This is a genomic window from Algibacter sp. R77976, from assembly GCF_044594645.1.
GTDB lineage: Bacteria > Bacteroidota > Bacteroidia > Flavobacteriales > Flavobacteriaceae > Algibacter_B.
This window is the reverse complement of sequence record NZ_CP138989.1, coordinates 1,460,990-1,482,886: the sequence shown is the minus strand read 5'-3', so window position 1 is coordinate 1,482,886 and position 21,897 is coordinate 1,460,990. Positions and strand designations below refer to the sequence as shown.

Annotated in this window: 12 protein-coding genes; 4 read left to right on the top strand and 8 right to left on the bottom strand. The window is 34.2% G+C overall.

All coding sequences use genetic code 11. The annotated features are described in order from the left end of the window. Positions 1 to 12: 12 nt before the first annotated feature. The 6 genes from SJY43_RS06380 to SJY43_RS06355 all read right to left on the bottom strand — a co-directional run bounded on the left by SJY43_RS06380 (position 13) and on the right by SJY43_RS06355 (position 9,739). Positions 13 to 1,992 (bottom strand): glycoside hydrolase family 13 protein, encoded by a 1,980-nt coding sequence (locus SJY43_RS06380; RefSeq protein WP_396603012.1) that lies wholly within the window; start codon positions 1,990 to 1,992, stop codon positions 13 to 15. A 7-nt stretch (positions 1,993 to 1,999) separates the two neighbouring features. Further along, positions 2,000 to 4,117 carry a glycoside hydrolase family 97 protein gene (locus tag SJY43_RS06375; RefSeq protein WP_396603011.1) on the bottom strand — a complete coding sequence of 706 codons (2,118 nt, stop codon included), beginning with the start codon at positions 4,115 to 4,117 and terminating at the stop codon, positions 2,000 to 2,002. A 20-nt stretch (positions 4,118 to 4,137) separates the two neighbouring features. After that, complete coding sequence (locus SJY43_RS06370; protein WP_396603010.1) at positions 4,138 to 6,447, bottom strand: glycoside hydrolase family 65 protein; 2,310 nt, start codon at positions 6,445 to 6,447, stop codon at positions 4,138 to 4,140. Between the two features lie 7 nt (positions 6,448 to 6,454). Beyond that, positions 6,455 to 7,117, bottom strand: coding sequence for a beta-phosphoglucomutase (gene pgmB / locus SJY43_RS06365; protein WP_396603009.1), 663 nt, complete (start codon positions 7,115 to 7,117; stop codon positions 6,455 to 6,457). Further along, positions 7,110 to 8,489, bottom strand: a complete 1,380-nt coding sequence (locus tag SJY43_RS06360; protein ID WP_396603008.1) for an MFS transporter — start codon at positions 8,487 to 8,489, stop codon at positions 7,110 to 7,112. The genes pgmB and SJY43_RS06360 overlap by 8 nt, the downstream gene beginning before the upstream one ends. Positions 8,490 to 8,665: 176 nt before the next feature. Continuing rightward, positions 8,666 to 9,739 carry a LacI family DNA-binding transcriptional regulator gene (locus tag SJY43_RS06355; protein ID WP_396603007.1) on the bottom strand — a complete coding sequence of 358 codons (1,074 nt, stop codon included), beginning with the start codon at positions 9,737 to 9,739 and terminating at the stop codon, positions 8,666 to 8,668. A gap of 251 nt (positions 9,740 to 9,990) precedes the next feature. Between SJY43_RS06355 and SJY43_RS06350 the strand changes: the two genes are divergently transcribed. The 4 genes from SJY43_RS06350 (at position 9,991) to SJY43_RS06335 (ending at position 18,999) form a co-directional block, all read left to right on the top strand. Further along, a complete protein-coding gene (locus SJY43_RS06350) occupies positions 9,991 to 13,101 on the top strand; it encodes a SusC/RagA family TonB-linked outer membrane protein (RefSeq protein ID WP_396603006.1) in 3,111 nt (1,036 codons plus the stop codon). Positions 13,102 to 13,113: 12 nt separating this feature from the next. Next, complete coding sequence (locus tag SJY43_RS06345; protein WP_396603005.1) at positions 13,114 to 14,661, top strand: RagB/SusD family nutrient uptake outer membrane protein; 1,548 nt, start codon at positions 13,114 to 13,116, stop codon at positions 14,659 to 14,661. Positions 14,662 to 14,679: 18 nt separating this feature from the next. Beyond that, the gene (locus SJY43_RS06340) at positions 14,680 to 16,032 is read left to right on the top strand and encodes a SusE domain-containing protein (protein WP_396603004.1); all 1,353 of its coding nucleotides are present in this window, start codon (positions 14,680 to 14,682) and stop codon (positions 16,030 to 16,032) included. An 84-nt stretch (positions 16,033 to 16,116) separates the two neighbouring features. Further along, positions 16,117 to 18,999: an alpha-amylase family glycosyl hydrolase gene (locus SJY43_RS06335; RefSeq protein ID WP_396603003.1), complete on the top strand. Its 2,883-nt coding sequence runs from the start codon at positions 16,117 to 16,119 to the stop codon at positions 18,997 to 18,999. Between the two features lie 80 nt (positions 19,000 to 19,079). Here SJY43_RS06335 and fsa read toward each other — a convergent pair whose 3' ends face one another. Further along, positions 19,080 to 19,736: a fructose-6-phosphate aldolase gene (gene fsa, locus SJY43_RS06330; protein ID WP_396603002.1), complete on the bottom strand. Its 657-nt coding sequence runs from the start codon at positions 19,734 to 19,736 to the stop codon at positions 19,080 to 19,082. 11 nt (positions 19,737 to 19,747) lie between these two features. Continuing rightward, positions 19,748 to 21,784, bottom strand: a complete 2,037-nt coding sequence (locus tag SJY43_RS06325) for a transketolase family protein (RefSeq protein WP_396603001.1) — start codon at positions 21,782 to 21,784, stop codon at positions 19,748 to 19,750. Positions 21,785 to 21,897: the final 113 nt, after the last annotated feature.

Below are 21,897 nucleotides of genomic sequence, written 5' to 3'. Positions count from 1 at the left end.
AATATTTAAAGCTTATTTAAATTTAGTAGTCAAAATAAGGCTTCCTTTTTCTTTTAAAGTGATGTTATCGCCCCAGAAGAATTGATAATCTGAAATTACGTTTTTAACCGCTTTTCCTTTTAAGCCCAACTCTTCAAATCTATTTAAATCTAATTCGATTGGCGCTTCGTTTTTGTTTATGATATGAACCACGGTTTCATCTTCATTAAATCTAAACAATACATAAATTCCATTTTCAGGAGCAAAATGAATGGTTTTCCCCTCATGAATCGCTTTACTATTTTTTCTATAATTTAGAATTTTTTTGAGATACGATTGCATGTCTTTTTGTGCATCATTTAAACCTTCACCTGTAAAAGCATTTACTTGATCACCTAACCATCCGCCAGGAAAATCGGTACGGATTAATCCATGATCTCCAGGCTTATCAAAATCGTTCATTAAAATTTCTGTGCCGTAATATATTTGAGGAATACGAGGCATCATTAAGATATAACTTAATGCCATTTTGGTATTGGCTATATCGCCATGAAGTTGCGTGAAGATTCGACTCATATCATGATTATCAGGAAAAGCCATAATATCTTTTGGTGTAGCATAATAAAAATCGTTTGCAAGACCTTGGTACATTTTCACTAAACCTTTATCCCATTCTTCATTTTCATTTAAAGCCTCTACAATAAATCTTTGCATTGGGAAATCCATTGGCGATTTTAAGTTAGACTTATAACCATCTCTATTATTCGCGCCATCTTGCCAATAACCTACTAATAGCGGATTGTTACTCCACTCTTCTCCAACAATACTAAAATTTGGATATTCGCTCATAATTTCACCAGCCCATTTACTCATAAAATACTTGTCAGGATAAGGATATGTGTCTTGACGAATACCTCCTAAGTTTGCTGTTTCTATCCACCAAATACTATTTTGAATGGTGTAGGTAGCCATAAAAGGATTTTGCTGGTTTAAATCGGGCATTGCCGAAACAAACCATCCTACATTCAAATTTTGTTTATCAACCTTCGAGGCATATATATCTTGATTGGTTGTACGCCTGTGATTCGTAGTTATATTATCGCCACCTGTCCAATTATCAATATTTTCTTCATAATAAGCTTGATGATTTATCCAATCTTTAAACGGCAAATCTTTCATCCACCAATGTTGCAAACCACAATGATTTGCTACTTGATCCATGATGAGTTTCATACCTTTTTCAGACAGTTTATCGGATAGATTGATATAATCTTGAAAAGTGCCAAAACGAGGATCTACTTGATAGTAATCGGTAATAGCGTATCCATGATAAGACCCCTGAGACATATCGTTTGTTAGTAACGGACATGGCCAAACGGCTGTAAACCCTAAATCCTCAATATAATCTAAGTGATTTGTGATACCTTGTATATCACCACCATGTCTCGCATAATCATCCGTTCTATCAATAGTTTTTTCATTAAGCGTTTCAACAACATCATTACTTGGTTTTCCGTTGGCAAATCTGTCTGGTGTAATTAAATAAATAGCATCGGTACTATTAAACCCAACATAATCTTCGGCAGATTTTTCTCTTGATTTAAGTTCGTAGGCATGAACTAAATCCGCTTTATTTTCTTCTTTAAAAATGATATTAAATTTTCCCGCTTTTGTAGTTTCCGAAATGTTTAAATCTATAAATAGATAATTTGGGCTATCTCCCTTGTGTACATTTTCAATTGAAACACCTTGATATGAAATTTCTGGAGTTCTTACTGAAATATTAGGATGATGGATTAAAAGTTGGAGTTTAGAATTCTTAAAGCCTATCCACCAATTTAGAGGCTCAACGCGAGATATATCTTGTTTTTCAACTATTGAAGAATTAGTAACCTCATCCATGTTTGTATGACCTTCTTTTTTACAAGATAAATTTAAAGTAAATACGCATACAAAAACAGCCCATATTGAAAGTTTATTGATTTTTTTGATATTTGAATAATTACTTTTCATATCGCTATTATTTAAGTTCTTTTATACTGATAGCATAACCACCTCCAGGAACTGATAATTGAGCTAATTTTGATTTACTTGTTACCTTTTTAGTTTTAATAGTATAGGCTTGTGGGTTTGTTTTATAATGCGCATCCTTAGCATCTGCATAAATAATAGCCATATACTTTTTTCCTTTTTCAAGGAAATCAAGTTTAATGTTTGATGTTCTAGCTTCGTTACCGTTAACATTGCCAACAAACCAATTATTGCTTCCTTTTTCTTTTCGCGCAATTGTAATATAATCTCCTGGTTCCGCTTCTAGATAAATACTTTTATCCCAATCTATAGCTACATCTTTTATAAATTGAAAAGCATCCATAAACTGCTCGTAATGTTCTGGTAAATCTGCTGCCATTTGTAACGGACTGTACATGGTTACATATAAGGCTAATTGATTTGCAAGGGTACTATTTACATGCGAATCGTTATTAGGATTTAATTTACTAATATCCATTTCAAAAATCCCGGGAGTATAATCCATAGGTCCACCGATTAAACGTGTAAAAGGCAAAACGGTAACGTGGTTTGGTTTTGAGCCACCAAACGCTTGAAACTCTGTACCTCTTGCTGATTCATTTCCAATTAAATTGGGATAAGTTCTGCAAACTCCTGTTGGCCTTACCGCTTCGTGAGCATTTACCATAACCTCGTATTCAGCAGCTTTTTCGATGGCGTATTGGTAATGATTTACAATCCATTGGCTATAATGATGTTCTCCGCGAGGTAAAATATCACCAACATAACCACTTTTAACAGCATCGTATCCGTTATCTTTCATGAACTTATAGGCCTTATCTAGATGGCGTTCATAATTTCTTGTAGACCCAGAAGTTTCATGATGCATTATCATTTTAACACCTTTTGATTTAGCGTATTTATGAATGCCCTCCACATCAAAATCTGGATAAGGTGTAACAAAATCAAACACATAGTCTTTTGTTTTTCCAAACCAATCTTCCCAACCTTCATTCCAACCTTCAACTAAAACACCATCAAACCCATGCTCTGATGCAAAATCGATATAACGTTTTACCTTAGTATTATTTGCTGCATGTGTACTATTTGGTTTTAATTTAGAATAGTCTGTAACACCTAATTGAATTGCAGGCAAATCATTTGTATAAGACCACGAACTTTTACCAGTTATCATTTCCCACCAAACACCAATATATTTAACTGGTTTTATCCATGAAGTATCTTCAATAGCGCAGGGTTCGTTTAAATTTAACGTCATTCTTGAAGCTAATATATCTCTAGCATCATCACTTACCATAATAGTTCTCCAAGGCGATTTGCAAGGTGCTTGCATATACCCTTTATCGCCATTAACATCGGGTGTTAAATGCGATTCGAAAACCATGTTTTTGTCATCTAGATTAAGATTCATACATGAATAATCTATTAAAGCGGCTTCGTGTAAATTAATATATAAACCGTTAGACGTTTTCATCATTAAAGCCGTCTGAACACCTGTTTTAGAATATTGCGTTTGCGATGCATTATCAGTAAGAGCTGCATCAAACTTTGCTCTAATCTCAGATAATTTTGATTCGGTATAATCATATTCTTGAGAATCATAATCACCAGGAATCCATAATGCCGTATGATCATCAGTCATAGCAAATTGAGACCTCTCTTCCTTAATTGTGAAATAAACTAAATTTTGTTGTGATGGAAATTCATAACGAAAACCTAAACCTTCATTGAACAATCTAAAATGAATAATCACTACTCTATCTGTTTCATTTTGTTTTAAGCTAATAGCTAATTCGTTGTAATGGTTTCTAATTTCTTTTTCTTCACCCCAAACTGGTGTCCACGTATCATTAAAAGTTGAATTTTTAGTATCAATAATTACAAAATCATCCAATAAAGATTTTTCATCATCTTTTAACTCCAAACCTAAATGACTTGGCTTTATTACACTTTGATTTTTATAGGTCAATTCGTAAGTTGGCGTACCATTTTCTTCTAAAGAGAACATCATGGTTATCTCACCATTTGGCGATTTTAACTCTTGTGAATTGCTAAGGCTAAAAGCCGATAAAAATAAGGTTAGAATTAATAAATTTAAAGATTTCATCTTTTTGGTTTTAATGTCATTTAACTAACAGCACGCAACGAATTACCTTTTAGTAATACTGGTTTATTGTTCACAAGAATTTCAAGATCATTACCACTAAGCAGTTCGAAGTTGGTATTATTTTGAGCGATATTCACTTTTATAATTTGGTTTCTAAAATTCACTTTAAATGAATAACCATTCCATTGTTTAGGTATTTTTGGTGTGAATGATAACTTATTATCCATAATTCTCATACCTCCAAAACCTTCTACAATACTCATCCAAGTTCCCGCCATAGACGTGATATGTAAACCTTCATGTACTTCGTGATTATAATCGTCTAAATCTAATCTTGAAGTACGTAAATAAAAGGTATACGCTTGTTCCATTCTATCTAATTTAGCCGCTTGAATACTGTGTACACAAGGTGACAAGGAACTTTCATGAACTGTAAATGGTTCATAAAAATCAAAATGACGCTTTAATTCTTCATCAGAAAATTGATCTTCAAAAAAGTAGAAACCTTGTAAAATATCTGCTTGCTTAATATATGGTGAACGTAAAATTCTATCCCAACTCCATTTTTGATTTATAGGTCGTTCTGTTTTTGGTAAATCTGTAACTGAAATTAATTCTTTGTCTAAAAAACCATCTTGTTGTAAATATACTTGATGCTTTTCCGAATAAGGGAAATACATATTATCTGCAACCGTTTTCCAAAGTGCTAATTCCTTTTCAGAAAGCTTAACTTTTTCAGCTATTCTCGAAAAATCTGAAGCGTATTCTAATTCTATTTTTTCAATTTGTTCTAGAGTATAATCTATACACCATTTAGCCAAATAGTTTGTATACCAATTGTTATTTACGTTATTTTCGTATTCATTTGGCCCCGTAACACCAAGAATTACATATTGATTTTTATCTGTTGAAAATGTTGCGCGTTGTTGCCAAAAGCGAGCAATACCAATTAATACTTCTAATCCTTTTTCTGGGATATAACTATAGTCTCCTGTAAAACGGTAATAATTATAAATAGCGAATGCTATGGCGCCGTTTCTATGAATCTCTTCAAAGGTAATCTCCCATTCATTATGGCATTCTTCCCCATTCATAGTTACCATTGGGTATAAAGCGGCTCCGTTTTTAAAGCCTAATTTTTCAGCATTTTCAATAGCTTTTTGTAGATGATTATAGCGATACTCTAATAACGTTCTAGCAACCTTTTGGTCTTTAGTTGCCATATAAAAAGGAATGCAATAGGCCTCGGTATCCCAATAGGTACTGCCTCCATATTTTTCTCCTGTAAAGCCTTTAGGGCCAATATTTAATCTTGAATCTTTACCTAAATAGGTTTGGTTTAATTGGAAAATATTAAAACGAATACCTTGTTGCGCTTTTACATCGCCTTCAATAGTAATGTCTGCCATGTCCCAAATAGCTGCCCAAGCTTGTTTTTGCTCTTCAAGTAATTGATTAAACCCCTTTTTAGTTGCTGTTTTTAAAACCTGTTTTGCAACATTAACTAATTCTGATTTATTGTGATTTCTATCAACTGTATAACCACCAAATTTCTCAATGCTATACGTCTCTCCTTTTTTTACAGCATGAGCATAGCTAAAACACACTTGATTTGAATCTGCTTTAATATTATGATCTACCAAAACTGGTTTGCCAGAAATGTAAACTTTAGACTCCATAAATGTACAGGTATGGAAATCGGTTTTCATTGTTTTTGCCTCAATAAAAGCTTGGTTATTTAAATGACTTACATCTGTTGTATCCCAAAACTTATCATCCCAATTGGTATCTTCATTAGTTATTCCAGAATCTAAATACGGTTGAAATATTATTTCAGCATCAGCATTTAACGGTTTTACTTGGTAATTAATGGCACCAACTTCATCTAATTCTAAGCTTAAAAAACGTTTTACAGAGACTTCTACTTGTACATTATTTGGTAACGTTGCCTTAAAATTTCTTGACAACCAACCTTCTTTCATGTTAAGTTCACGCTTAAAATCATTAACCGATTTGCAGGTGTTTAAATCCAAAGACTCACCATTAACAGTTACGTTAATACCAATCCAATTTGGAGCATTTAATACCTTAGCAAAATATTCTGGGTAGCCATTTTTCCACCAACCTACGCGGGTTTTATCTGGGTAATACACCCCAGCAATGTAGCTACCTTGAAAGGTTTCACCGGAATAGTGTTCTTCAAAATTAGCACGTTGCCCCATGGCACCGTTTCCTATACTAAATAAACTCTCGGAAGCTTTAATACGACTAGCATCAAAACCTTCTTCTATGATGGACCAATTATCTGGTTTTATATAATCCTGGTTCATTATTCTTCTATATTTTTTCTGAAATAACCTCGGTAAAAAAATTATCAGGAATTTCAGTTAAATTGTTAAAATTAAAATCGGCTTCGTGCAGTGTTTTTTCATCTCCAATTCCGATTGATATCATGTTCGCTGTATTTGCAGCTTCTACACCCGCAATGGCGTCTTCAAAAACGACACAATGTTCTGGTTCTTTATTCAATTTTTTAGCTCCCTTTAGGAATACTTCTGGGTCTGGTTTTGCTTTACTTACACTATTCCCATCAACAATGCCAGCAAACCTTTCGTATAAGTTTACTTGCTTTAATATTAATGGCGCGTTTTTACTTGCAGAACCTAATACGTATTTAATTCCTAAAGTGTCTAAAGTATCTAAAAGCTGAGTTGCTCCAGGCAGAATTTCTTCCGGCCCCATTTTGGTGATATACTGTAAATAATGTTCGTTTTTACTAATTAGAAATTCTTGTTTTTTTTCTTCGGAAAGCTCAATGTTTCCAATATCTAAAAGAATTTCTAACGATCTTACACGACTCACGCCTTTTAAAAGTTCGTTATCTGTTTCGGTAAACTCGAAACCTAAATGGTCTGCAAGGTCTTTCCATGCTAAAAAATGATATTTTGCGGTGTCTACTATAACACCGTCAAGATCAAATATGACTCCTATTTTATTCATCTATTTCTGGTTGATATGATATTGCTGATTTGTTTGTAATTAAGAAATTACATAGTCCAGCTATTATTAAACTTCCTCCTGCTACTAACATCGCATTAATAGCTTCTTCACCTAAAAGACCAGAGACAAAATTAATACCTCCAAGTGCTGCTATAATTTGCGGAATTACTATAAACATGTTGAAAATCCCCATAAACATCCCCATCTTTTTTGGGTCTACAGAGCTCGATAACATCGCATATGGCATGGATAGAATACTTCCCCAAGCTATTCCTACTAGCATAAAACAGTATTTTAAATTTTCAGGGCTTTCAATTAAATACATTCCAATAAATCCTAGACCACCTAAAATTAGTGAGCCCATATGCACGTATTTTCTGTTAATATTCTTTTTTGAAGTATAAAACGTTAACAACAATGCAAATGCCATTGATGACAAGCCGTAAACTCCCATGGCCGATCCTACTAAGTTTGAAGCTTTTTGAAAAGATGTATTTGCAACATCAAAAGCTTCTTTTTGTAAAGGAATCTCCATATTGTAATTTGCTTCAATTGGAGCGGGCGCATTAAATACATGTTCTGTTAAAGCTGGATTTGCTAAACTCCACATTGTAAAAAAAGCAAACCAAGAAAAGAATTGAATGACACCCAATTTTTTCATAGTTATAGGCATATTCCCTATATTATTTACTATGTCTGGTATAAACTGATTCTTCTTTTGTTTTTCCTTTTCAAATGCCTCCATATCTTCCGGAGGATATTCAGTAGTTGTGAAAATGGTGTATAACACACTAACTAAAAAAACAAAAGCCCCAATGGCGAACGCCACTTTTACAGACATTGGAACAACACCTTGAGGCGCAGAATCACTCACTCCCAATTGCGAAATCATCCATGGTAAGTTACTGGCAATCCACGTACCAATTCCTATAATTAAAGTTTGAACCACAAAGCCATAAGACCGTTGAGACTCTGGTAATTTATCTGCCACTAAAGCTCTAAATGGCTCCATTGAAATATTTATGGAAGCATCTAGAATCCATAAAAATCCTGCCGCCATCCATAAAGCTGAAGAGTGAGGCACAAAAAACAATGCAATAGAGCTTAAAATTGCTCCAATTAAAAAATAAGGCCGTCGTCTTCCTAACTTTGGGTGCCAAGTTCTATCACTTAAATAACCAATAATTGGTTGTACAAGTAATCCTGTTAACGGGGCTGCAATCCATAACAACGGTATATCGTCATGACCTGCTCCTAAAGTTTGAAATATTCGAGACATAAAGCCTCCTTGAAGTGCGAATCCAAATTGTATTCCTAGAAATCCGAAACTCATGTTCCAAATTTGCCAGAAACTTAATCTACGCTTTTCCATTAAATAGTATGTTTAAATGAATACTATTTGATAAGCGATTGTATACCATTCTAGCTTAAACTAAATTGGTATTACTTATCAAAACTTATTGTGAGAAGTGAAAATATAAGTTTTGATTTCGAGTCAAAGATATAAAACAATTTTGATTTTCCTAATTCATTAAAATCGTTACGAAACTATTTAGTAGATTCTCTTTCAATAATTTCGGTCTCAATTACCATCTTTATAAAATCACGTTTTTTCTCGTTATTTGTAAAGTATTGTTCGGTTTCAGCATCTTCGGCCTCTAATCTATCTATCAATAAATTTGCAGATTGCTCCCCTATCTTTTGTCCATGTTGACTTACCGTTGTTAAACTAGGCGTAGCATGTTTTGAAAGCACACCATCAGTAAAACCAATTACTTGCAAATCTTCAGGAATCTTCAAGCCTAATAATCGAGCAACTTTCATTGCGGAGACTGCATATAGCTCATTAACTGCAAACACGCCATCAATTTTTGGGTTTGATTTAAAAAATTGTGCGATCTCAGTTTCTAAAACATCAAGATTATTTTCGACATCCAAACTATCATCAATCTTTAATATCAAATTAGAATTTGCAATAACTCCATTATTTTGAAGCGCTTCCAAGTAGCCCTGAGTCCTTAACCTACCTACACTTACATAATCCATTGTAGTAATTAAAGCTATGTTTTTACAACCGTTTTCCAAGAGTTTATTTACGGCTTTTACAGCGCCGTTAAAATCGTCTACTATAACTTTATCGCAGTCTACTTCGTTTACAACTCGATCAAACATCACAATAGGAATCCCTTGATTTATAGTGGCATTAAAATGATGATAATCTTGTTTTAATAAAGTTTCTTTAGAAATAGAAAGCACAAACCCATCAATACTACCATTGGCGAGCATTTCCATATTGATGATTTCTTTTGTAAAAGATTCGTTAGACAATCCAACAATAACGTTATATCCGCGGCGATTGGCAACCCGTTCTATACCTCGAATTACAGTCGAAAAAAAGTGGTGAACAATCTCTGGAATTAAAATTCCAATAGTCTTTGTTTTTCTATTCTTCAAACTAAGCGCAATGTTATTAGGCTTATAATTATAAAGCTTTGCAAAGGCTTGAATTTTTTGTGTAGTATCTTCACTTATCTCTTTGCTATTACTTAAAGCTTTGGAAACAGTTGAAACAGAGACATTTAGCTCTTTTGCGATTTGTTTTAAAGTTATCTTTCTCTTCATAATCTAAAATTCTCTCTAAAATAATAATAATTCGTGTGGCTCGAAAATATATAAGATTATTTATATTCAATAGATATTTTATGATTTTCTCATTATTACCACAAAAAAATAATAAGTTATCAACACGAAAACGTTTTCGTAATTAATTTCGTAATTTCTAATTGTTTGTTTACAATTTCTTTACATAGCTTTGAAGGGAGAAGTGAAAATATAATCGAACTAATGAAACTTTATAAACTAAACTAATTTGTATGAAGACAATTATTAATAGTTTACTGTTTTTTCTGTTTTTGGCGCCCGTCTATATTTTTGGACAAACACCAATTACAGGAACAGTAACAGAACAATCCACTTCAATTCCACTACCAGGAGTTAATGTTGTTATTAAAGGCACCAGTACTGGTACCGCAACCGACTTTGATGGAAATTATCGTATTGAAGCAAATAACGGAGACATTATTGTATTTTCCTATATTGGTTATCAATCGCAAGAAGTAACTTATTCTGGACAATCAAAACTAAACGTTCAATTAACCGAAGACACATCTCAGTTAGAGGAGATTGTTATTATTGGTTATGGTAGTGTTAAAAAAGAAGATTTAACTGGTGCTGTTGAAGTTATCTCAGCCAAAGACTTTAACCAAGGTGCTGTTGTATCTCCAGATCAATTACTACAAGGTAAAGCTGCCGGTGTAAGAATAACTAGCGCAGGTGGCCAACCAGATGCTGCTCCAAATATTAGAATTAGGGGTGGTTCATCGCTTTCTGGTAATAATGCGCCTTTAATTGTTATTGATGGTGTACCATTAGACAATGGTGGTGTAGCTGGTGTGGGCAACCCATTAAGTTTAATTAACCCAAACGATATTGAAAGTTTTAGTGTTCTTAAAGATGCATCTGCAACCGCTATTTACGGTTCTCGTGCTTCTAACGGTGTACTTATAATCACCACTAAAAAAGGAACCTCAGGCGAAGCTAAATTTAATTTCTCTGCAAGAACATCATTAAGCAATGTTAGTTCAAGTGATCAAATTCAAGTTATGAATGGTGACGAGTTTGTAACATTTGCTCAAATGTACTTTCCTGATAACTTAAGTGCTTTAGGTGTGCCTGTTGGAAGTGTAGACACAAATCAACCTGTATCGCAAATTATTAGCACTCCAAGTGGTGATAGAGCTATATACAATACAGATTGGCAAGATGTAATTTACAGAACAGCTGTAACTAAAGATTATAACTTTGGCGTAAGAGCTAATTTATTGAAAAAAATCCCTTTTAGAGCATCTGTTGGTTATAATGAAACTGAAGGTGTTGTACAAACTAATGATTATGAAAGAATAACGGCATCGTTAAGATTAACGCCTAAGTTTTTTGATGATCATTTAAAAGTAGACATCAATGCTAAAGGAACTGCTGTAGATAAAAATTCAATTGATGATGGTGCTGCTCTTGGTGGTGCAATTTCAATGGATCCTACTAAGCCAATTTATGATAGTAACTCAATTTTTGGTGGTTTCTATCAGCAATTACAGGCTTCGGATAACCCTAATGATCCTAATGCAAAAATTGGAGCAGGTAACCCATTAGGTGTTTTACTTCAAAGATCTCGTCCTGAAAAAGTAAATCGTATTCTTGGTAATATTGAATTAGACTATAAGATGCACTTTTTACCTGAATTACGTGCTGTTGTTAATTTAGGCTTAGAAGCTGCAAGAGCAGAGATTACTGAAAGATTTTCTGAAAATGCCATCAATTCATATACACTTGTTCCCGACACAAATGTTCCTGCTGGCACATATATATTCAATTCTGGAAAAAGCTTTGGTGAAAGACAACATATCACAAATGTTACGATGGAATCTTATCTAGCGTATCGTAAAGAACTTGAAAATTCATTCATAAATAATTTTGATGTTCAAGCCGGTTATTCATACCAAAATTTTAAAAACGATGGTAATAAAGATGAATATGAAAATGATCCTGTTAGCGGTCAAAGAATTCTAAATATTGACCCACTAAATCCAAATAACAGATATTTTAACGAATTAAACTTACAGTCTTACTTTGGTAGAGCCAACATTAATTTGTCAAACAAATACTTACTTACAGCTTCATTTAGAGCAGATGGTTCTTCATTTTTTACAGAAGAAAACAGATGGGGTTATTTCCCTTCCGCTGCATTAGCATGGAAAGTTAAAGAAGAAAGTTTCTTGAAAGATGTAAACTTTATTAACGATTTCAAAGTAAGAATTGGATGGGGTGAAACTGGTCAGCAAGACATTTCTGGTCAAGTTGGATTCTACCCTTCTATTCCTTTATTTGAAATAGGATCTCCTGAAAGTCAATATATCTCAGGTGTAAACCTTTATAATGCTAAAGAATTCAACCCAGATTTAACTTGGGAAAAATCAACAACTTATAACTTAGGTGTTGACTTTGAATTTTTTACAAATAACATTTTAACAGGTTCATTCGACATTTTTAAAAGAGAAACAACAGATTTATTAGTATTAACAAATGTTCCTCCAGGACAAGCGTTAAGTGATCAAGTAATTCAAAATGTAGGTGCAACTGAAAGTGAAGGTTTCGAATTAAACTTAAACTTAAATCCAATTCAGAATGAAACCTTCGATTTATCTTTTAATGGAAATTTATCGTACAATATAACTGAGGTTACCGATTTAGATGGTGCAGAACAAATTACAGTTAATAGTGACGGAACTAGGCTAGCGATTGGAACAGGTAATTTTTTATTAAGACATGCATTAGGCGAACAAGCTAACTCTGCTTGGGTACACAAACAAGTTTATGATACAGATGGAAACCCAATTTTAGGATCTTTTGTAGACTTAAATGACGATGGTAGAATTACTGAAGCAGATAGATATTATAGAGCAATTCAACCTAATTGGACCTTTGGTTTTGGTTTTAATATGAACTACAAAAACTGGGATTTAAGTGCTAGTTTTAGAGGTCAATTAGATGGCGAAATTTATAACTCAAGAAAATTAACACATGGGGCTATTGATAATGCGTTATCTTTAGATGGCAATTCATTTAACAACACATTAAATTTCTTTACAGGAGAAGCAAATCCAGTATTTACAGATATTGTAGATCCTGTTCAATATTCAGATTATTTTATTGAAGGTGCTTCATTCTTAAGATGTGAAAATATTGTACTTGGTCATACCTTAGATAATGTTATTAAAAATGCAAGGCTTAAAATTTATGGAGCCATTAATAACCCCTTTTTAATTACAAATTATTCTGGACAAGATCCTGAGAATTTTACGGGTATTGACAACGACTTTTACCCAAGAGCAACGGTGTATAACTTAGGTGTTAATATTGATTTTTAAACTATGAAAATTATGAAAAATAAAATTTTAAAATTACTATTTGGTTTAGTAGTAGTCTTCACTGTTAACATTAGTTGCACAGATGATTTAAACACAGAACCAATAACAGAACTATCCCTTGATGAACTCTTAGCGCAAGACCCTCAAGCGGTTGAAGGCATATTATCAAGGTTATATGGATCCTTTGCCCTTTCTGGAGCAGATGGCTCTGGAAGTTCAGATATTAGCGACGATGCTGGAGAATCACCTTTTTTAAGAGGTATTGTAAATCTACAAGATTTTGCAGCAGACGCCATGAAAAACAGATGGGGAGATAATGGTTTAGACCAATTAACTACGACTTCAGATTGGACTCCGGATAATAAGTTCTTTAGATATTTATATAATAGAATCTTTTTTACGATTCCACAATGTAACAACCTCCTTTCTATACTCCCAAATGTAGATGTAGAAAACAAAGAGGTTATTATTTCTGAAGTACGATTTATTAGAGCTTTAGCTAACTATTATTTAATAGATGTTTTTGGAAAAGGAGTTTTAGCAACAGAAGACACATTTGGTCAAACCGAAGCTTTACCAGAAGCTTCCCGACAAGAATTGTTTGATTTTGTTGAATCTGAACTATTAGAAATTGAACCTTTATTACCAGCAACAAACACCTACGGAAGAGCAACAAATGGCGCTGCACAAATGTTATTAGCAAAATTATATTTAAATGCCGAAGTATATACAGGAACCCCTAGATATGCTGATGCAGCGACGTATGCTAATAAAGTAATTACAGAAGGCCCTTATGCGCTTGCAAACGATTTTGTTAGTATGTTTTCTGCTGATAATGATTCATCAACCGAAATTATATTCCCATTAATTGCTGACGCTCAAGTAAGTCAAAGTTTTGGTAACACGACATACATTGTAAATGGCAGTTTAAACGCAGATACAACGCCTCTGGCTCAATTTGGAGCAACTGAAGGTTGGGGTGGTCACAGATCAAGTAAAGCTTGGTATGGATTATTTGGTGATTTAGGAACTTCTACGGATGATAGAGCTAAATTATTTTGGACTGAAGGTCACAATTTTGAAATGGAAGATTATAAAGAGTGGACTGATGGCTACCCTTCTGTAAAATTTAGAAACACAAACTTTACCGGAGAGTCATTACCATCAAGTTTTTCTCCAACAGATTTTCCTTTATTCAGATTAGCAGATGCTTACTTAATGTATGCAGAATGTGCTGTAAGAGGAGCTGCAGGAGCAGATATGGGTACAGCTGTAACTTATGTAAACGAAGTTCGAACAAGATCAAAAGCTAGTACGATTACTCAAACCGATTTAACCGAACAATTTATAATTGATGAACGCGGAAGAGAATTAAACCTAGAAGGTCACAGACGTACAGATTTAATACGATTTGGAATGTTTACAGGTAGTACATATTTATGGCCATGGAAAGGCGGTGTAAAGGATGGTACGTCAATACCAGCAACGTATAATTTATACCCTATTCCTTCGTCGGCTTTACAAGCCAACCCGAATTTAACACAAAACCCAGGATTTTAAAACTAAAACTAAACGATTATGAAAAATATAAAACTTTTATCACTCTTATTAATTGCGTTCATAGGCTTTAATGCCTGTGACCAGGATGACGACTTAGTGTTCACAGCTCAAGAACCAACTGAAGGCATAAGCTTCTCTAATACTTTTTTAGATGAGTATGTATTAACAGTAGCCGCATCCAACAACTTAGGTGAGCGCTTTACTTGGCAAGATGCCGATTTTGGAGTACCAACAAATGTAACTTACGAATTAGAAAATTCAATTTTAGGCGATTTTACAGATGCAACAACCGTTGGAACTACTGATGGCAACGAGCTTGCTGTTACCATAGGCACTATGCTTGGCTTTGCTGAAACTGCTGGTTTAGATAACGATCCAAATACAGATTTACCAAATACCGGAACGCTTTATTTTAGAGTAAAAGGCTTTGTTGGAACTGAAGGATTACCAACCTATACTGCAACACAAGAACTTACAATAGTTTTACCAGAAATAGTAGAAGGCGGTGGTTCTTACGAAATTGCTACATGGGGTGTAGTTGGTTCTGGATATAACAACTGGGGCGCATTTGCCGACGCTAAGTTTTACACAACTGCTGTTCCTGGTGTTATTGTTTCATATGTAAATTTAGTTGATGGTGAAATTAAATTTAGAGAGAATAACCAATGGGGTGGCGATTTAGGTGATGCGGATTTAGATGGTGTTTTAGATGCTGATGACGGTAACAATATCGCTGTAACTGCTGGTGATTATAAAATTACTATTGACACTAATGATAACTCTTATACAATTGAACCATTTTCTTGGGGTGTTGTAGGTTCTGGTTATAATGATTGGGGAGCATCTCCTGATGCTAAATTTTACTATGATTATACAACAGATACTTTTAAAGTTGGTGTTCAATTATTAGATGGTGAAATTAAATTTAGAATGAACAATGCATGGGATGTGAGTTTTGGTGATGCAACTCTTGATGGTGTTTTAGATACTGATGCTGATAATAATATTGCATCAGCAGCTGGACACTATTTAATTACAATAAACCTAAATGATAACAGCTACACCATTGAAGAAGCAGCAAACGTTTGGGGTGCCGTAGGTTCTGGTTATAACGATTGGGGAGCATCTCCTGATGCTAGTTTAACAGAAATTCAACCAGGTGTGTTTTATACTGAAAATGTAACCATGGTAGATGGTGAAATTAAATTCCGTATGAACAATAATTGGGGTGGTGACTATGGCGATGCTAATCTAGATGGCATATTAGACCAAGATGCAGACAATAATATTGCTGTAACTGCAGGAAATTATGTAATATCTATAGATTTTAATGATGCTGCAGGTCCTGCTTATTATTTAGGGTCTAGGTAAGCCTCTTTAAAAAATATTATTTAAAACTAAAAAGAGGTTGCATGCTTATAATTTGCAACCTCTTTTTTTATAAAACGCAATGCTATGAAAAAACTAATACTCATTTTTTTAATATCAATAAATTGGTGTTTTGCACAGCAACAAACCGTTACACATACGGTTACACCTTCTCCCTTTGAAGAAAGTGATAATATAACTATTACCATACAAGGTAGTAGTGTTGATGAAGTGGCTTGGGGCATAACAGGCAACGCCTTATATTTATGGGCTTGGTCTTACAACACAAATTTAACAGGTCAACAAGATTGTCCAACCAATGGTTTTTGGGACAACTCAAGCGAAACAAATCGCTTTACTTACAATAGTGGTGCCGACACGTATACGATGTCTTTTGTCCCAACCTCATTTTTCTCTAGAACTGGTATTGGTAGAATTGGTTTTTTAGTAAAAGCTAAAGATGGAAGCGGAGATAAAAAATCTCAAGATATTTTAGAAGATGTAGGCGCTTTTCAGTTATCGTTAAGCGCACCAACTAATACAACAACTATCTTGTCATCTGGAAGCAATCTTAGCATAACAGCATCAAATACTGGTGGAAATGCAGATTATGTTTTAAAAGCAGACGGTAGTACCATTAACTCTCAAACAGGTATTTCATCGTATTCATATACCGATATGAATATTACAATTAATAAAAATTATACACTTGAAGCTACTGTTGGTGGTGTAACAAAAACGATAAATTTTTCTGTAATAGTAGATCCCGGCTCAAATTTTAGCGTGATGCCACAAACCTATTTAGATGGGATTAACTATGATGATAGCGATCCTACTAAAGCAACTTTAGTGCTTTATGCAACTGGAAAAGACTTTGTTTATGTTGCCGGAAGCTTCAATAATTGGCAACCAGATGCAAGTTATGCCATGAAGCAAGATCCTTCACGAAATAATAAATTCTGGATTACTTTAACGGGGTTAACACCTGGACAAATTGAAACATTTCAATATTGGGTTGTAGACAAAACCCCAATTACAAATTCACCTGCTTTAGTAAAAACAGCCGATCCGTATTCTACTTTGGTTTTATCTCCTTTTGACGACCCATATATTCCTGCTTCAACTTACCCAAGCCTGCCTGCTTATCCAGCTGGTCAAGAACGAGAAGTTACCGTTTTACAAACCGACAAAACACCATACAACTGGCAGGTTACAAATTTCAACAAACCTAAAAAAGAAGATTTAGTTATATATGAAGTTTTAATTCGTGATTTTGATGCCGACAGAAACTTTCAAGATATCATTGATAAAATCGATTATTTTAAAAACTTAAATATTAATGCCATTGAACTTATGCCTATAATGGAATTTGAAGGCAATGAAAGTTGGGGATACAATACATCATTCCACATGGCTTTAGACAAGTTTTACGGCACCGAAGATAAATTTAAAGAACTGGTTGATGTTTGTCATCAAAACGGTATTGCGGTTATTTTAGATGTCGCATTAAACCACGCCTTTGGAAGAAACCCAATGGTTCGTATGTGGATGAACGATTCAGATAACGATGGCTGGGGAGAACCAAGTTCAGAAAATCCATATTTTAATGAAACCGCAAAACACACTTATAGTGTTGGCTCAGATTTCGATCATTCAAATTCATTTACACAACTTTACACTAAACGGGTTGTAAAACATTGGGTTGAAGAATTTAATATAGATGGTTTCCGTTGGGATTTAACCAAAGGATTTACACAAAATTGTTCTTCTGGAGATGAAGGCTGCACTAACAGTTATCAAGCCGATCGTGTTGCTATTTTAAAAGATTACGCAGATTACTCATGGAGTTTAGACGAAACACATTTTGTTATTTTCGAGCATTTAGGAGCTGATAACGAAGAACAAGAATGGGCTAATTATAGAATAGGAGATGCCATTCCAAAAGGTGTTATGATGTGGAGTGAAATGTGGACACCATATAAAAACCTAGCCCAAGGACAATCAAGTGATATTAACTTTGAAAGAATGGGACATACCGCTCATGGTTTTACTGAAAAAAGAACGCTTGGCTATCCTGAAAGCCATGACAAGGATAGAATTATGTATGAAATGACTCAATTTGGAGTTACCACCAACTCATCCCATGATGTTACCGACTTAAATACGGCATTATCCAGAATGTCTGCATTGGGCGCTGTAACACTTACGGTTCCAGGACCAAAAATGGTTTGGCATTTTGCAGAGTTAGGCATGGAAAATTCTATTTGGACGTGTAATAACGGCGTAGTTAATTCAGATTATGATGGTAATGGCGATGGCGATTGTAAGTTAGACACTAAACCGCAACCGCAATGGATAAACAATTGGTTGGGTGATGCTAACCGAAGCCAGATTTATAACGATTGGGCTAGACTTAATGCATTAAAAATTAACGAAGCTGTTTTTGAGGGTAATTACGCTATTACTTCAGGTACGCAAACGCCTAGAATTAGTATTTACACAGGTGATGAAAACACTTCAGGTTCAGAATTAAAAAATGTTATTGTTATAGCTAATTTTTCTGTAACGGCTCAAACTGTAAATCCTAATTTTCCTTATTCTGGAGATTGGTATGAATTGATGGATGAATCTGGAACTACAACTGTAGATGGAACTACAACATCAATAAATCTTGGTCCAGGTGAATTTAGAGTTTACGGAAATCAAGCTTCAACATTATCAACCAATAAGTTTGATTCTCACGTTGGTTTAAGACTTTTTCCGAACCCAACAAATAGCACCTTTTCAATAAATAAAAACATTGATACGATAGCTATTTATTCTATTACGGGGAAACTAGTAAAAATATTTAATGGCGACTATCAGAAAGGAGATGCCTTCGATATTTCAGACCTAAAGCAAAGCCTTTATTTAGTAAAAGCAACTAATAATTTAGGAGAAGTTAACACCATTAAACTTGTAAAAATATAATTAAGTTTATTTAATAAAAAAAGCTTCTCAATTCCATTGGGAATATGAGAAGCTTTTACTTTTTATAAGGTACTAGAATTCTAGCTATTTCCTTTTTTATAATCTGCTAAAAATTTAGCTAAACCTATATCTGTTAAAGGGTGTTTCAATAAACCTTTAATAGCCGATAACGGTCCTGTCATAACATCACTTCCTAATTTAGCACAATCAATAACGTGCATGGTGTGACGAACAGACGCTGCTAAGATTTGAGTTTCAAATCCGTAGTTATCATAAATTTGTCTGATTTCAGCAATCAAGTTTAATCCATCTGTAGAAATATCATCTAATCTTCCAATAAATGGAGACACGTAAGTTGCTCCTGCTTTAGCAGCTAATAAAGCTTGACCAGCAGAAAACACTAATGTTACATTAGTTTTTATTCCTTTATCAGAAAAGTATTTACATGCTTTTATACCATCTGCAATTAATGGTAACTTAACAACTATTTGAGGGTTTAAAGCAGCAAGAGCTTCACCTTCTTTAACCATACCTTCAAAATCTGTTGAAATAACTTCTGCACTTACATCACCTTCAACTAAATCACAAATTTTCTTGTAATGTGCGATAATATTATCTGCACCATTAATGCCTTCTTTAGCCATTAATGATGGGTTTGTTGTTACACCATCTAAAACTCCAAATGCTTCAGCTTCTGCAATATCATCAAGGTTTGCTGTGTCTATAAAAAATTTCATAATCTATATAATTATACGGTTTGTAAATATTCTAATACTTGTTTGCTTACTTTTTCTCCTGTAAAACCAAATTTATCATCTAGTACAGTTGCTGGTGCAGAATAACCAAAATGCTCTAATCCAAACACTTTACCATTCGCTCCTACTAAACCTTCTAAGTTTACTGGTAAGCCAGCGGTTAATCCAAATAAGGGTGTGTTGTTTGGAATAACACTTTCTTGATAAGCCTTAGATTGATTTCTGAATACACCTTCTGATATTACAGAAGCAATACTCACTTTTAGGTTCTCTTTACCTTCAAGTATTTCTGCTGCTTCTAATAACGTAGCAACTTCAGACCCATTAGCTACTAAAACTACATCTGGGTTTTCAACTTCTTTAACTAAGTATCCTCCTTTTTCTGCAGCTAAAGCTTCTTGGTATCTCGACTCACCTTGCGCAGGAATATCTTTAATACCTTGTCTAGATAAAATTAAACCAGATGGTGAATTAGTGTTTTCTAAAGCCATTTTCCAAGCTACACTCGTTTCAGCTGAATCTGCTGGACGCATGGCTAGGAAACTGTTTTTACCACTATGGTTTTTAAGTTTTTCTAATAAACGAATTTGAGCTTCTTGCTCAACTGGCTGGTGTGTTGGCCCATCTTCACCTACTCTAAAAGCATCGTGAGTCCAAACATATTTTACTCCTAATTCTTGAATACCACTTAAACGAATAGCTGGTTTCATATAATCTGAAAACACAAAGAATGTTGCTACAACAGGAATAATTCCGCCGTGTAATGCAATACCATTTGCAATACAAGCCATTGTTAACTCTGCAACACCTGCTTGTAAAAATGAACCGCTAAAATCACCTTTTTGTAACGCTGAAGATTTCTTTAAGAAACCATCAGTCTTATCACTATTAGATAAATCTGCAGAAGACACAATCATGTTCTCAACATTTTCAGCTAAATATGCCAATACATTTGAAGAAGCAGCTCTAGAAGCTATTCCTGCTTTATGCTCGATAGATTCAAAATCTAATTCTGGAAGTTTTCCTGATAAGAAGAAATCTAATTTATTAGCTAAAGCTTCGTTATCTTTTCTCCAAGCATTAATAACAGCTTTCTTTTCTGCTGCTTTTGCTGTTTTTTCTTTTAGTACATCTTTATAAAAAGCACTTACATCATCAAAAATATCAAATGGATTTTCAATGCTTGCACCTAAATTAACTAAAGTCTTTTCGTAATCTGCTCCCGTTGCTCCAATAGGCTGTCCGTGTAATTCACAGTAACCCTCAAACATACTTCCATCGGCAGCAACACAACCTTTACCCATTATTGTTTTACCAATAATTAAAGTTGGTTTTTCAGTTTCGTTATTAGCGTCGGTTAATGCTTTTCTTATTTCATCGTGGTTATGACCATCAATAGTTACAACTTTCCATCCCCATGCTTCATATTTAGCAGCAGTATCTTCACTTGTTACCTCATCTGTAGATGTAGATAATTGAATATCGTTAGAATCAAAAAACATGATAAAGTTGCTCAGTCCTAAATGACCTGCAATTCTTCCTGCTCCTTGAGATATTTCTTCTTGAATTCCACCATCTGAAATAAACCCATAAACTTTATGATTCATCCAATCTCCAAAACGTGCGGCTAAAAACTTAGTTGCAATAGCTGCTCCCACACCCATAGTGTGTCCTTGCCCTAATGGTCCAGACGTATTTTCAATACCTCTTGCAACATCTACTTCTGGGTGCCCTGGAGTAATTGAACCCCATTGGCGAAAATTGGCTACATCATCTTTTTCATAATTTCCTAAAAGGTAATACTGCGCATACATTAAAGTAGATAAGTGACCCGCATCCATAAAGAAACGATCTCTAAATGGCCACGCCATATCTGAAGGATCATAATTAAAAAATTCTGAATATAGTATATGCATAAAATCTGCACCTCCCATAGGGCCACCTGGATGACCTGATTTTGCCTTTTCTACCATAGCTACAGCTAATGCTCTTATATTATCTGCTGCTTGTAAATTAATGTCTTTGCTCATTTTTTTAATTATGATTAATATTTAATGACTTAAAAATGTGCTTCTTGAGGAATAATATATCTTCTAAAAAGCACATGTTTTGCAAATATATAATCTTTAACTTGTATAGGTGT